Origin of the sequence: Ureibacillus sp. FSL K6-3587 (assembly GCF_038593165.1) — a bacterium.
Classification (GTDB): domain Bacteria; phylum Bacillota; class Bacilli; order Bacillales_A; family Planococcaceae; genus Ureibacillus; species Ureibacillus suwonensis.
The window spans coordinates 1,311,769-1,324,368 of the sequence record NZ_CP151969.1 but is presented as its reverse complement, the minus strand read 5'-3'; the positions used below and the strand labels follow the sequence as shown (position 1 = coordinate 1,324,368).

At 38.8% G+C, this 12,600-nt stretch carries 19 protein-coding genes; 6 read left to right on the top strand and 13 right to left on the bottom strand.

Going from position 1 to position 12,600, the window contains the following annotated elements:
- Positions 1–54: 54 nt before the first annotated feature.
- The 6 genes from NSS77_RS06495 (at position 55) to NSS77_RS06470 (ending at position 2,113) form a co-directional block, all read left to right on the top strand.
- Positions 55–255: a hypothetical protein gene (locus NSS77_RS06495; RefSeq protein WP_342470894.1), complete on the top strand. Its 201-nt coding sequence runs from the start codon at positions 55–57 to the stop codon at positions 253–255.
- A 125-nt stretch (positions 256–380) separates the two neighbouring features.
- On the top strand, positions 381–1,019 hold the full coding sequence (locus NSS77_RS06490; protein ID WP_342470893.1) for a sigma-70 family RNA polymerase sigma factor: 639 nt from the start codon (positions 381–383) through the stop codon (positions 1,017–1,019).
- Positions 1,009–1,170, top strand: a complete 162-nt coding sequence (locus tag NSS77_RS06485; RefSeq protein WP_342470892.1) for a YvrJ family protein — start codon at positions 1,009–1,011, stop codon at positions 1,168–1,170. The genes NSS77_RS06490 and NSS77_RS06485 overlap by 11 nt, the downstream gene beginning before the upstream one ends.
- 5 nt (positions 1,171–1,175) lie before the next feature.
- A complete protein-coding gene (locus tag NSS77_RS06480) occupies positions 1,176–1,418 on the top strand; it encodes a helix-turn-helix domain-containing protein (protein WP_342470891.1) in 243 nt (80 codons plus the stop codon).
- A gap of 57 nt (positions 1,419–1,475) precedes the next feature.
- Positions 1,476–1,721: a glutaredoxin family protein gene (locus tag NSS77_RS06475; protein ID WP_342470890.1), complete on the top strand. Its 246-nt coding sequence runs from the start codon at positions 1,476–1,478 to the stop codon at positions 1,719–1,721.
- 140 nt (positions 1,722–1,861) lie between these two features.
- Positions 1,862–2,113: a hypothetical protein gene (locus NSS77_RS06470; protein ID WP_342470888.1), complete on the top strand. Its 252-nt coding sequence runs from the start codon at positions 1,862–1,864 to the stop codon at positions 2,111–2,113.
- Between the two features lie 161 nt (positions 2,114–2,274).
- Here NSS77_RS06470 and NSS77_RS06465 read toward each other — a convergent pair whose 3' ends face one another.
- The 13 genes from NSS77_RS06465 to rpsK all read right to left on the bottom strand — a co-directional run bounded on the left by NSS77_RS06465 (position 2,275) and on the right by rpsK (position 12,597).
- Positions 2,275–3,549 carry an ISL3 family transposase gene (locus tag NSS77_RS06465; protein WP_342470887.1) on the bottom strand — a complete coding sequence of 425 codons (1,275 nt, stop codon included), beginning with the start codon at positions 3,547–3,549 and terminating at the stop codon, positions 2,275–2,277.
- A gap of 121 nt (positions 3,550–3,670) precedes the next feature.
- The gene (locus NSS77_RS06460) at positions 3,671–5,218 is read right to left on the bottom strand and encodes an IS66 family transposase (RefSeq protein WP_342470886.1); all 1,548 of its coding nucleotides are present in this window, start codon (positions 5,216–5,218) and stop codon (positions 3,671–3,673) included.
- Positions 5,219–5,278: 60 nt separating this feature from the next.
- On the bottom strand, positions 5,279–5,593 hold the full coding sequence (gene tnpB, locus NSS77_RS06455; RefSeq protein ID WP_342471215.1) for an IS66 family insertion sequence element accessory protein TnpB: 315 nt from the start codon (positions 5,591–5,593) through the stop codon (positions 5,279–5,281).
- Between the two features lie 28 nt (positions 5,594–5,621).
- Positions 5,622–5,819, bottom strand: a complete 198-nt coding sequence (locus tag NSS77_RS06450; protein WP_016839676.1) for a hypothetical protein — start codon at positions 5,817–5,819, stop codon at positions 5,622–5,624.
- A gap of 271 nt (positions 5,820–6,090) precedes the next feature.
- On the bottom strand, positions 6,091–6,483 hold the full coding sequence (gene rpsI, locus NSS77_RS06445; RefSeq protein ID WP_342470885.1) for a 30S ribosomal protein S9: 393 nt from the start codon (positions 6,481–6,483) through the stop codon (positions 6,091–6,093).
- Positions 6,484–6,505: 22 nt separating this feature from the next.
- The gene (gene rplM, locus NSS77_RS06440; protein WP_342470884.1) at positions 6,506–6,943 is read right to left on the bottom strand and encodes a 50S ribosomal protein L13; all 438 of its coding nucleotides are present in this window, start codon (positions 6,941–6,943) and stop codon (positions 6,506–6,508) included.
- Between the two features lie 160 nt (positions 6,944–7,103).
- Complete coding sequence (truA, locus tag NSS77_RS06435) at positions 7,104–7,847, bottom strand: tRNA pseudouridine(38-40) synthase TruA (protein WP_342470883.1); 744 nt, start codon at positions 7,845–7,847, stop codon at positions 7,104–7,106.
- A 15-nt stretch (positions 7,848–7,862) separates the two neighbouring features.
- On the bottom strand, positions 7,863–8,660 hold the full coding sequence (locus NSS77_RS06430; protein WP_342471214.1) for an energy-coupling factor transporter transmembrane protein EcfT: 798 nt from the start codon (positions 8,658–8,660) through the stop codon (positions 7,863–7,865).
- Entirely contained in the window at positions 8,660–9,526 is an 867-nt protein-coding gene (locus tag NSS77_RS06425; RefSeq protein WP_342470882.1) for an energy-coupling factor ABC transporter ATP-binding protein, read from the bottom strand. The genes NSS77_RS06430 and NSS77_RS06425 overlap by 1 nt, the downstream gene beginning before the upstream one ends.
- Positions 9,502–10,347: an energy-coupling factor ABC transporter ATP-binding protein gene (locus tag NSS77_RS06420; RefSeq protein WP_342470881.1), complete on the bottom strand. Its 846-nt coding sequence runs from the start codon at positions 10,345–10,347 to the stop codon at positions 9,502–9,504. The genes NSS77_RS06425 and NSS77_RS06420 overlap by 25 nt, the downstream gene beginning before the upstream one ends.
- Positions 10,348–10,711: 364 nt before the next feature.
- Entirely contained in the window at positions 10,712–11,092 is a 381-nt protein-coding gene (gene rplQ, locus NSS77_RS06415) for a 50S ribosomal protein L17 (protein ID WP_016839395.1), read from the bottom strand.
- A 42-nt stretch (positions 11,093–11,134) separates the two neighbouring features.
- Entirely contained in the window at positions 11,135–12,079 is a 945-nt protein-coding gene (locus NSS77_RS06410) for a DNA-directed RNA polymerase subunit alpha (protein ID WP_342470880.1), read from the bottom strand.
- Positions 12,080–12,207: 128 nt separating this feature from the next.
- The gene (rpsK, locus tag NSS77_RS06405; protein ID WP_016839392.1) at positions 12,208–12,597 is read right to left on the bottom strand and encodes a 30S ribosomal protein S11; all 390 of its coding nucleotides are present in this window, start codon (positions 12,595–12,597) and stop codon (positions 12,208–12,210) included.
- Positions 12,598–12,600 lie beyond the last annotated feature (3 nt).

Below are 12,600 nucleotides of genomic sequence, written 5' to 3'. Positions count from 1 at the left end.
CGTTTTTTAATAATCGCCGTTCGTTGGATTTTAAAAAGTAAAGGAGTGACCATAATGACTGAAAAAGAGAAGGAATTAATATTAAAATGCTTTTGTGAATCAAGACGAACACAAGCATTCTATTCCAATTGTTTAACTGAAGATATTTCTGAAGAAGGAAGGGAATTTCTGTTAGAACTAGTACAAGAAACCGCAAAAACTTCTAATAAAATTAAAGATTATTGCATGGAAGTATATCGGAGAAATAACGAATAATGTTATAATTCGATATAACAAGAGGATAAATATCAAAACACCAATTCTACTGAAGGACTGGTATTTTTTTTGAACGTAAATAGAACGTACGTTCCTATCAGTGTTTTATTTTGAACTATGTGGGGGTGGCGATAATCGAAAATAGAGAGAAAGAACTGATTTGTAGAGAGAAATTGAATCGTTTTGTTGAGGAAAATCGCTATTTTTTAGAGCATCGAGTTGTAAAATCTTTTTTAAGTAATGAAGAAAATAAGCGTCTGTTTTTCGAGGTTATATGTTATCCGACGTCGGTAAATAAAAAGAAGTTAGACGAAGAGTTTAAAAGATTTTATTTCAATATACGATTTACCGCATTTTTATCCTCAACGTTATACTTTAATGCCATCAACTATGATAAACGCCATCGAAAACTTAGTAACCGTTATCAATTAACGCTTGATCAATCAATAGGGGATGAAGAGGAAGAACGAACCTTTAAAGATTTAATTGAAGATTCGAATTCGAATCTTACCATAGATGACATCTTAGACAGCACGGATATTAAGGATTATGTAACAGAACCTTCTCTAGTACAGGCAATCAATAAACTCACACCAAAACAAAAAGAGGTTATAGACCTCGCTTACGTTAAAGGACTTTCTGACACTGAAATCGCAAAAAGGTTAGGGAAATCCCAACAAGGAATTTCAAAACTTCATAAAAAAGCGCTAAAACGAATTCATGATTCTATCGAAGAGAATGGGGTTGATTTAAATGACAGTTGAAATGCCACAGTGGATTATGATTTTAGGTAATTTTGGTTTTCCTATCGCGATAACAGTTTACCTGTTTATTCGTTTTGAGAAAAAGTTAGAAAGTTTAGAGGAAGTCATCTTGCATCTAGGAGAAATTATTAAAAATACAAGAAAGGATTGAAACATGTGACGGAAACGTTATATGACCTTGCAAAAAGATCAAAGGATGATGAAAATGCGATTCAGCAAATCATTGATTTATTTGAACCAAAGCTAAAAAAATCGTTAACCCTTACAGAATATAAGGAAAGGGAAAATCTCTCGCAGGAATTAAAATACAAATTAGTAATCAGTATTAAAAAATATGATATTGATTCTATACCGGGATTCTGGGACCTTCAAGAAAAAATGACAAAAAACAGGTTGTGAATGCATCTTTTTGTTCTTCTTTAATATAAAGAAAATGTTATTTAGGAGGAATGATCAGTGGAGATTATCGTATATTCCAGTAGTAGTTGCGGACATTGTATACGACAAAAGGAATTTTTAGATGAACAAGGGATTGATTTTACGGAAAAGGATATTCGAAAAAACAAAAAATACTTTGAAGAGTTTTTAGAACTTGGTGGAGGCGGTACTCCTTTCACCATTATAAAGGAAAATAACGAAATCAAAACAAAATTATTAGGATTTAACAAAGAGCGGTTATTAAAAACAATCAATAACGAATAATATGAATAAAAACAGATAGAAATGGGATGTTTCTATCTGTTTTTTGTTGCATTTTACCTTCACATCGAGGTATCTATCCCTTATCATTGATAATGTAAGGGAGAACCCTTCACTCGTTCTTTAAAAGGGGGAAAAGCAAAATGGATATACTCATTCCAATAGGAATTGGTTTTCTTTCCAATATTGTCGTATTCGTAATTAGTTTTCTGATTGTAAAAAATAAATTGAAAGCTACAAATATAACATTAGGCTTTTTTGCAATTGTTTTACTAACCTCGTTGATTATTGGTGAATGGTTAGGCATGGGAATAGGTGTCATTAGTTTTGGAATGCTTATATTTTCATTATGTATATATCTTTATATTTTTATTGAACGAACTTTGGTAAAATAAAAACCTTCGAATATAATTTTTCGAAGGTTTCAGACTGTCGACAAACCCCAACTCAAATGCTTCATTTGAGGGTTCTTTGTCAAATGGTGTTGGTGAATAAATTTTAGTGACATTATTTGGTAATATGTAATCGGATGGCTTAGGGGAAATTCGAGGTTCCCCTAAGCTGTTTTTATTTTCGCTAAGTTTTGGGTAATGAATATTCGGTTTCTAAAGTGATAGAAGGATCGATAACCGAAAGAAATGCGTTTAATCACTTTGATTTTGTTATTAATCCCCTCTAAAATGCCGTTATTATAATCGTACTTTAGCGTATTCTCGACGTAATTGATGTATTTGTTGATTGTCTTGATGGCGGTTTTCATATAGCTGGAAACGATATTTTGTTTATTCTCTAATGTTTTCTTTAGGAGCTCAAAGTCTTTGATTTTTATGCAATGTTGCACGTATTGATATAACTCATAGGACGCTTTTAATTCAGAATCTAAATCAATGAGATCGTGGAGAATCTCCACCTCACACATATGCTTTTTAAAGCAACGATGATATTTATAGTTCTTATAATCAAGTTTTGTTTGATCTTTCAGAAGGAGCTTCCAGTATTTTTTTAATTTATTGTAATTCTTTTTATCCCGATTCATGACGTTGATGCGCGTTTTGTTTAAAGCTCTGCTAAATAGTTGGAGGATATGGAATTTGTCGAGTACGATTTCCGCTTTAGGGAAAACTTCTTGGATTAAGGAAATATAAGGGCTGTACATATCGATGACAATCGTTTTTACCGCATCTCTCGCCTTCTTGGAATACCGTAAGAAATACTCTTTGAGGACATGTAATCTCCGGTCCTCCACGATATCCACAATCTCCCCCGTTTCAGAGTCGCAGAAAATAAAGGACATCGCTCCAGCTGCGGATTTCACTGATTTAAACTCATCAAAACACAAATGCTTTGGAAGGTAGTGAACATTTGGTTGATAGTAGCTATAAAAGCTGTCAATGACTCTACTGACAGTGGCATGAGATACATTGTGTTTGATGGCAATATCTTTTTCGGAGATTTTATCTTTGGCGTTTAAAGCAATCGATACTTTGGTATTGTTGGAAATACAACAGTTTTTAGCCACGACGCTCGTTTTTAAAGTAAACGTGGAATGACAATGTTTACAGAAATAACGCTGTTTACGCAATTTTAAGTAGGTATGAAAACCTGAAACACTAGGCATTTTAATGAGAGACGTTTTAAAACCGTGTTTAATGATTTGATCATCAAAGACATGTCCACAAGCATAGCACGCTTTTGGTTGGTAAGTTAATTGGCCATAAAAGACTTTTGATTGGACCCCTTTAATGAGTTCTTCTGCACAAAAATTTTCATCAAATGTGATATTTTTGTCTTTTATATTGAGTAGGTTTCGTATAGAATGATGGTGAGACATGTGACACAACGTAAGCCCGAAATATGTGAGATAAATAAAAAAATGCGCACCCTTCTGGTACACACGACGAATAGCCCTTCAATCCCAAGTTTTTTCGGATTGAGGGCTATTTTGCCATTGCTCATGATTCACGAATTGTTTTCGACCATGGCAAATAGCGATCTAATATTTCTGGCTGTTGATGGATTGGTAAACTTGGGAGTTCCGACAATACTTTCACTAAGTATTGATAAAAATCAATTCCATTAGCTTTTGCCGTTTCAGCCAAGCTTAAACAGATGGCATTCGCATCGGCTCCAGATTCACTGACGGAAAACAGCCAGTTTTTTCTTCCAATGACATTTGGCCGAATCGCATTTTCAGCTGGGTTATTGTCCATTTCAATGCGCCCATCATACAGAAAAGCTTTTAAGCCTTCGGCATGCTTCAATGTATACTCCGCAGCTTTGGCAAGGGCATTCTTTCCATAGAAAGGAGATTCATCAATCCATTTGAAAAATGCCTCGACGATTGGTTTGGACTCCTTTTGTCTTGCTTTTCTACGTTCACTCGGTCGAAGTTTTTTAAATTTACGTTCTAACCGATAAAGTTGATTGCAATAATCCACACCAATCCGTCCATTTTTACTATCAGCTTTTAACCAGTATCGACGAACATGAGCCCAGCAGTTGGCAAAATGAATATTCGATACATCATGATATGCAGAATATCCATCGCAGATCATCGTTCCTTTAAAGCCTTTTATAAAGTCAGTCAAAATTTCCCGACTTCGAGATAAAGCACTATGGAACAGAACAATTGCTGGACCTTGAGATGCTACGCTACGGAATACCCAGTTGTAAGCCTTAGACTGGGCTGGCATCCCATCAGAGCGGTTCAAAACTTGGGCATAGGTTTCATCGACATGAAGGATAGATTTTTTCAAGAGCGTTTCTTTCATCCGATTATATAATGGAAGAAGCCAATCTTCTGCAGTGCGAATCACCCAGTTGGATAGGTTCTTATCATTGGTTAGTAAACCATAACGATGCCATTCCTTTACCTGCCTATATAAAGGTAAATAAAGAATAAATTTATCATAGATGAGTTTTGCTAAGACCGTTGGTCCTGCGATACTTCGCTGAATGGCAGGTTGCGGTGCTTTTCCACGTTTGATTTGTGAGTCTTTATTCGAATCTTTTTTACAAGACCTGCACTCATAAGCGTGTTCAATATGCTGAACACGCTTCATAGTAACTGGTATGAATTTTGCTTCTTCTCGTACAATCGTGCTGCCAATCTCTGTCATAGGTGATTGACAACACTCGCATTGTAAGTTTTCTGGATGATGATGAATTTCTTCAATTTCTAAACCATCCATAAAAGAATCATTTCGTTTTTTCTTGTTATGTCGTTTACGAACAACTGTGTATGTCACAGTGTCCGTGCTTTTTTCTCCTGTGTGCTCAGGTTCATTAAAAAAAGAGTCGTCATCAAACAAAGAACACTGTCCGTCTGGAGCTTGATACTTTGATTTTTCAGATTTTGAGCCATAAAGCCGTTTAGTTAAATAACGAACTTGTTGTGACAATAATTCAATTTGTTTCAACAGTTCATCATTTTTTTGATTGGCATGAGCTAGTTGCTCTTCTAATAACTGAATTAACTTTTCGTTTGAATCATTGTTCACAACATCCACCACTTTTCCGTACTGATTCTATATAGAGTTGATTATATCATGAATCGGTATTTAGAAGGCACCTTTTTTCGATTTTTGGATGGCTTTAGGTTGTTGAATCGAGAGCCCTTCGAGCAACCATCGAAGCTCCTGTTGAGTCAAATTTCGAACCTCATTTTCATTTCTGGGCCATTGGAGTTTGCCGTTATCGATTCGTTTGTATAACATGGCGAAGCCATCTCCATCAAAATACAAACATTTATAGCGGTCTTTCTTCCGTCCACAAAATAAGAAAATGGCGTTGCTATATGGATCCAGTTCGAAAGAATCCTGAATTAAGGTGGCAAGACCATCAATTCCTTTTCTCATATCCGTACGACCACAAATGATATAGATATTTTTTCACTTAGTAAAATCATGAATCACTGCTATTCAACTCCTTGATGACCGTTTGAATGATGTGAGGTTTTACACCGGGGTAAAAGGAGATTTTAAAATTTGTTGCTTGAATAACGCATACAGGTTTGAGAGGACCACGACTCGTTGAGGGTGGAGTTGAATCAGAATCGGATTCCAAATTGACAGGGACGATATTTAGTTTTTCAACTGCCAAACAAAAACACCTCCTCTGTAATCGATAACTCTATCTTACAGGGAGGTACGATCGATTGATATGCGTCGTTTGAATTCGGGCTTACGACACAACTCCTTTGGGAAATGTGGTTTGGCGATTACATTTTACCAGAGTTTGTCACATGTTTCATTTTTTTGTGTAAAAAAATTGGTGCTGGTTGTATCCACCAACACCAAATATTATAGAGCCCTTTTTATTAAATATACAGCCCATTCTAAAAAATCCAGAATGGGCTGTAAACGTTGATAAATTAACGTTTTGAGAATTGTGGTGCGCGACGAGCGCCTTTAAGACCGTATTTTTTACGTTCTTTCATACGTGGGTCACGTGTTAGTAAACCAGCTTGTTTTAAAGTTGGACGGAAATCTGGGTCAACTTGAAGTAACGCACGAGCGATACCATGACGGATAGCGCCAGCTTGACCAGTAAAACCGCCACCTTGAACGTTTACTAATACATCGTAGCTACCTAAAGTTTGAGTTAATTTTAATGGTTGTTTAATCACTTCACGTAATGTTTCAAATGGAATATATTCTTCTACATCACGTTTGTTAATGATGATTTTGCCTTCGCCAGGTACTAAACGTACACGAGCTACTGCGCTTTTACGACGACCTGTGCCAGTATATTGAACTTGTGCCAAGTGAATATCCTCCTCTAATTAATTATCCGCGAAGCTCATAGCTTTCTGGTTTTTGTGCAGCATGTGGATGTTCTGGACCTGCATAAACATGAAGCTTTTTGAACATTTTGCGTCCTAAAGAGTTTTTAGGAAGCATACCTTTTACTGCAAGTTCGATCATTCTTGTTGGATCTTTTTCAAGCATTTCGCCTGCTGTACGTTTCTTTAAACCGCCAGGATGAAGTGAGTGACGGTAGTAGATTTTGTCAGTTAATTTTTTACCTGTTAATTGAATTTTTTCAGCGTTGATTACGATGACATGATCACCAGTGTCAACGTGTGGTGTATAGATTGGTTTATGTTTACCGCGTAAAATAGCCGCAACTTCAGAAGCTAAACGCCCTAACGTTTTGCCTTCTGCGTCAACCACTAACCATTTACGCTCTACTTCATGACCTTTCGCCATAAATGTTGTACGCATGTATATATCCTCCTAATCGATTTCATGAACCGTTAATTTTCCATTTTTCACACTAATAAGTTTCGGGGCTTATAAGTGGAATGAAAATACCATATGTTATAATATTATAGATTAAAACATTAGTCAAGAAAAATGTCATACACAAGGGTAAGTTGTTTTCTTATTCATAAAACACTTTTTCCAAATACAATCCGTGGGGTGGAGCGGTTGTGCCGGCCATTTCACGGTTTTTGGCTTCAAGGGCTTCCTTTACGGATTCCGGCTCCCTTTTTCCGATCCCCACTTCCCACAAAGTGCCTGCGATAATGCGGACCATATTATATAAAAAGCCGCTTCCTTCAATGACCATATGAAGCTCCTGGTTGTGCCATTCAAAATCAAGGGAATGGATGGTACGCACTTTATCCTCCACGGGGGTGCTGGCGGCACAAAAACTTGTGAAGTCATGGGTGCCGATGAGATACCCCGCGCCCTCCTTCATTTTGCCGACGTCCGGTTTTCTCCCTTTTGTTTCAACGGTATAGTGCCTTTTAAATGGACTTTGCACTTCCTCGCAATTCCACTTATATCGATACCGTTTTCCCTTCGCGCTGAAACGGGCATGGAAATCCGGCGATACCTCTTCCATTTCCAATATGCGCACGTCACCAGGAAGCTGCGCGTTCAATGCAATTTTATAATTTTCGCTTGGGATGAAAAGCCTAGTATCAAAATGAATCACTTGTCCAGTGGCATGCACCCGCGCATCTGTACGCCCGCTGGCATAAATGCGCACCTTTTCACCTTTATGCATTTCCGTCAATACGTTTTCAATTTCCGATTGCACGGTCCGTTTTCCCGGTTGTGCCTGATAGCCGGAAAAATTTGTTCCGTCATAAGCAATGACCGCTTTCATTCGTCGCAATTCGATCACCCTTTTCTAACTGCGGAAAAAGATTAAAAGGGCCGTTATGAATACTAGTGCAAAAATGCAGATTGTATCTTTCGCATCCCATTTTAATTTCCGATAACGTGTGCGGCCTTCTCCTCCGCGGTATCCCCGCACCTCCATCGCAGTCGCCAAATCTTCCGCCCGTTTAAATGCGCTGACGAATAGTGGAACCAGCAGCGGGACAACCGCTTTGACCCGATCTTTGATTGGGCCTGAACCCAAATCGGATCCTCTCGCCATTTGCGCTTTCATGATTTTGTCCGTTTCATCCATCAAAGTCGGAATGAAGCGCAACGCAATGGACATCATCAAGGCCAATTCATGGATGGGCAATTTAAGTTTCTTTAAAGGATTTAACAGCACCTCAAGTCCATCCGTTATGGAAATCGGCGAAGTTGTCAATGTCAATATCGTTGTCATGAATACAAGCACGGTGAAGCGGATGGAAATGAAAATTCCTTGTCTCAAACCGCCTTCATATACTTTAAGAAAACCAAGATCAAATAAGACACTGCCTTCTCTCGTAAAGAGAATGTGGATCAGAAACGTGAAAATGATCAAAATGATCACAGGTTTTAACCCATTCACTAAAAAATAGAGACGAATTTTGGAAATAAGAATGGCCAGCAAAGTAAATGCCAATAATAAGCAGTAAGTGATTGTATTGTTTGCCAAAAACACGATGATGACAAAAATAAAAGTAAAAATCAATTTGGAACGTGGATCCAATTGATGGACAAAAGAATCGCCTGGAATAAAGCGCCCAAAAATCATTTTCTCCATCATCAACGATCACGCTCCTTTATCACCCGGGCAATTTCTTCCGCCAATTCTTCCTCTGTTAAACATATTTTTGAGAGCGGCGTTCCGATCAACTTTTCTATCTTTTGCTGAAAATTGACGATGCGCGGCACTTCCAACCGGTATTTCTTAAGGGTTTCGCTGTCAGAAAAGATTTCCCGGGGAGTTCCGGTCCGCACACAGCGGCCTTCATGCATGATGGAAATTTGATCTGCATATTTGGCCGCATCTTCCATGCTGTGGGTAACAAGAATCGTCGTCAATTCTCTTTCTTTGTGCAAGCGATAAAACAAATCCATGATTTCTTTTTGTCCTCTTGGATCGAGCCCTGCAGTCGGTTCATCCAAAACGATGACTTCGGGATTCATCGCCAGTACACCAGCAATGGCCACACGTCTCATTTGCCCGCCGGATAAATCGAAAGGCGACTTCTCGAGCACTTCCTCAGGCAATCCTACTTGTTTGATGCCTTCACGCGCCCTCTTTTCCGCTTCTTCTTCAGAAACGCCGAAATTCATCGGACCAAACATGATATCTTTTAACACCGTTTCTTCAAATAACTGATGCTCCGGAAATTGAAAAACAATGCCCACTTTTTGGCGAACAGGTTTTAAATCTTTCGCCTTTTTTCCCGCCTCAATTTTACGGTCCCCGATCTGTACGGTTCCTTTCGTCGGCTTCAAGAGCCCGTTGAAATGTTGCAGAATCGTCGATTTACCGGAACCGGTATGTCCGATAATGGCATGGTATGTTTTGGATGGAATCGTTAAATCCACATCAAATAAAGCGTACTTCTCAAATGGTGTACCTACTGAATATGCAAAGCTTACTTGTTGAAGTTTGATGTCCATAAATCATTCACCAACTCTTCTTCTGTCAGATTTTTTCCTATAAGCGGCACACCCTTTGCTTGAAGCAGCTTTGTCATTCTCATGGCAAAAGGCAATTCCAATCCAAATTCAATCAGCTTGTCCCCTAATGCAAATATCTCTTCCGGTGTTCCTTCCGCGTATTTTTTTCCTTGGTTCATAAAAATGATGCGGTCCGCAAGAAGCGCCTCCTCGACGTCATGGGTGATCGATAATACGGTCAACCCGATTTCTTTTCTTAATTCGAGAACCGTCTGCAGCACCTCCGCGCGACCTTGGGGATCCAGCATGGAAGTGGCCTCATCCAAAATTAACAGTTTAGGGTGCATTGCAAGAGCTCCGGCAATGGCCACACGCTGTTTTTGCCCACCGGATAAATGATGGGGCTCATGGTTCAGGAATTCATACATCTTCACTCTTTTCAAAGATGCTGAAACCCGCTCCACCATTTCTTCATAAGGGATCCCGTTATTTTCTAAAGCAAAAGCCACGTCATCTTGCACGGTTGCCCCCACAAATTGGTTATCCGGATTTTGAAAAACCATCCCGATTTTCGAACGGATATCCCACAAGTTTTCTTCGCTCAATACATTTTGCATGACGCGGATTTCTCCTTGTTGAGGGAAGAGAAGGCCGCAAACCATTTTCACCATTGTAGATTTGCCTGATCCATTATGACCGACAATGGCGATCCATTCGCCTTCACGAACCGTAAATGAGACGTTGTCGACAGCTTTGCGGGCATCCGGTTTTTCTGGTGTATATGAAAAAGATACATTTTGAAACGATAAAATTTCGGTCATTTCTATGCTCCTCTCTACAGGGCTCTCCTTCTCTGTTTGCTTGGAAAACTTCTATATATAAAAATAAAACACGTTTAATTCTGCCAGATCCTTAAACGTATTTTATTTTTACATATTGATAGAGAAATTGATGTGAATAAAAAAGCGCGCACCTCATTCAGGAGAAATGCGCTAATAACCTTCAGTTAACGATTAACGTTCCCTTTTCGTGCCGTAACCGGATGAATGAGGTGCGGAGAGCTAGACGATACGAATGGAAACATTCGATCATCATAACGCTCAGATGCCTTTATTGTCGTATAAATCATTCATTTGTAAAAAAGGGGGCAAGCCTAGCCGGTTTATCCGGATACCCCCTTGAGAATTAAACTAGTTCGATGATTACAACAGGTGCTCCATCTCCACGACGAGGACCCACTTTTAGAATTCGTGTATAACCACCTTGGCGATCAGCGTAACGTGGCGCAACATCATCGAATAATTTTTGAAGAGCAAATTTTGTTTTTTCATTGCCTTCTTCATCAGTTGTTGTCACTACTTCACGGCGAATGAATGCTGCAGCTTGACGGCGAGCATGTAAATCCCCGCGTTTACCTAAAGTAATCATTTTTTCTACAACTGAACGTAATTCCTTTGCACGAGCTTCAGTTGTCTCAATGCGTTCATTAATAATCAAATCAGTTGCTAAGTCACGTAATAACGCTTTACGTTGAGAGCTAGTACGGCCAAGTTTTCTGTAACCCATGAATGTTCCCTCCTTTATTCGAACATAATAAATAACGATTGCTTAGTCTTCTTTGCGTAAAGACAAGCCAAGTTCTGCAAGTTTTGCTTTTACTTCTTCCAAAGACTTACGACCAAGGTTGCGAACTTTCATCATATCGTCTTCTGATTTATTCGTAAGTTCTAATACTGTATTGATACCTGCACGTTTTAAACAGTTATAGGAACGAACAGAAAGATCCAATTCCTCGATTGTCATTTCCAATACTTTTTCTTTTTGGTCCTCTTCTTTTTCTACCATGATTTCCGCTGCTTGTGCTTCATCAGTTAGACCAACAAAAATATTTAAATGTTCCGTTAAAATTTTCGCTCCGAGTGAAATCGCCTCTTTCGGACCGATGCTTCCATCAGTCCACACATCAAGGGATAATCTATCGTAGTCAGAGTTTTGTCCTACACGAGTATTTTCCACTTGATAATTAACGCGTGAAACTGGAGTGTAAATAGAGTCGATCGGGATCACACCGATAGGAAGATCCTCACGTTTGTTTTGATCAGCAGGAGTATAACCACGGCCTCTTCTTGCATACATGCGCATACGCAAATGACCGTTGCTTGCGATTGTTGCAATATACAAATCTGGATTTAAAATTTCAACGTCACTATCATGAGTGATATCAGCAGCTGTTACTGTTGCTTCACCTTTTACATCAATCTCAAGAACTTTTTCTTCATCAGAGTAGATTTTCAGAGCAAGTTTTTTAAGATTTAAAATGATGGAAGCAACATCCTCTACTACCCCTTCAATTGTTGAAAATTCATGTAATACCCCATCAATTTGTACAGATGTAATCGCTGCACCAGGTAATGAGGATAGAAGGATACGCCGTAATGAATTTCCCAAAGTAGTTCCATATCCACGTTCGAGCGGTTCTACTACAAACTTACCATATGTGGAATCTTCGCTGATCTCAACAGTTTCAATCCTTGGTTTTTCAATTTCGATCATTCAATTTACCCTCCTTCAAAACATCGACTGTATAGGTCATACCATCATAATAGTCAAAAAAACTTGACTTTATAAATTTGTACAATTCTTCTTGCACAAGAATGATGTACTCCAAAGAGTTGCACCCATTACACACGACGACGTTTTGGCGGACGGCAACCGTTATGTGGAACTGGTGTAACATCTTTAATTGCTGTTACTTCAAGTCCTGCAGCTTGAAGTGCACGGATAGCTGCTTCACGACCTGCACCTGGACCTTTAACAGTTACTTCTAACGTTTTTAAACCATGTTCAAGGGACGCTTTTGCAGCAGCTTCGGCAGCCATTTGAGCAGCGTATGGAGTGGATTTACGAGAACCTTTGAATCCAAGAGCACCTGCGCTTGACCAGGAAACTGCATTCCCTTGCATATCAGTGATCGTTACGATTGTATTGTTAAATGTTGAACGGATGTGCGCAATACCTGATTCGATATTTTTTTTCACGCGACGTTTACGTGATTGTTGTTTACGAGCCATTTC

What these genes read in the sequence shown, in the direction of transcription:
- NSS77_RS06410 (WP_342470880.1), bottom strand. Translation starts at nt 12,079, where the DNA reads ATGATCGAAATTGAAAAACCAAGGATTGAAACTGTTGAGATCAGCGAA.
- NSS77_RS06430 (WP_342471214.1), bottom strand. Translation starts at nt 8,660, where the DNA reads ATGATGGAGAAAATGATTTTTGGGCGCTTTATTCCAGGCGATTCTTTT.
- NSS77_RS06420 (WP_342470881.1), bottom strand. Translation starts at nt 10,347, where the DNA reads ATGACCGAAATTTTATCGTTTCAAAATGTATCTTTTTCATATACACCA.
- NSS77_RS06485 (WP_342470892.1), top strand. Translation starts at nt 1,009, where the DNA reads ATGACAGTTGAAATGCCACAGTGGATTATGATTTTAGGTAATTTTGGT.
- rplQ (WP_016839395.1), bottom strand. Translation starts at nt 11,092, where the DNA reads ATGGGTTACAGAAAACTTGGCCGTACTAGCTCTCAACGTAAAGCGTTA.
- rpsK (WP_016839392.1), bottom strand. Translation starts at nt 12,597, where the DNA reads ATGGCTCGTAAACAACAATCACGTAAACGTCGCGTGAAAAAAAATATC.
- rplM (WP_342470884.1), bottom strand. Translation starts at nt 6,943, where the DNA reads ATGCGTACAACATTTATGGCGAAAGGTCATGAAGTAGAGCGTAAATGG.
- NSS77_RS06465 (WP_342470887.1), bottom strand. Translation starts at nt 3,549, where the DNA reads ATGTCTCACCATCATTCTATACGAAACCTACTCAATATAAAAGACAAA.
- NSS77_RS06425 (WP_342470882.1), bottom strand. Translation starts at nt 9,526, where the DNA reads ATGGACATCAAACTTCAACAAGTAAGCTTTGCATATTCAGTAGGTACA.
- NSS77_RS06470 (WP_342470888.1), top strand. Translation starts at nt 1,862, where the DNA reads ATGGATATACTCATTCCAATAGGAATTGGTTTTCTTTCCAATATTGTC.
- NSS77_RS06495 (WP_342470894.1), top strand. Translation starts at nt 55, where the DNA reads ATGACTGAAAAAGAGAAGGAATTAATATTAAAATGCTTTTGTGAATCA.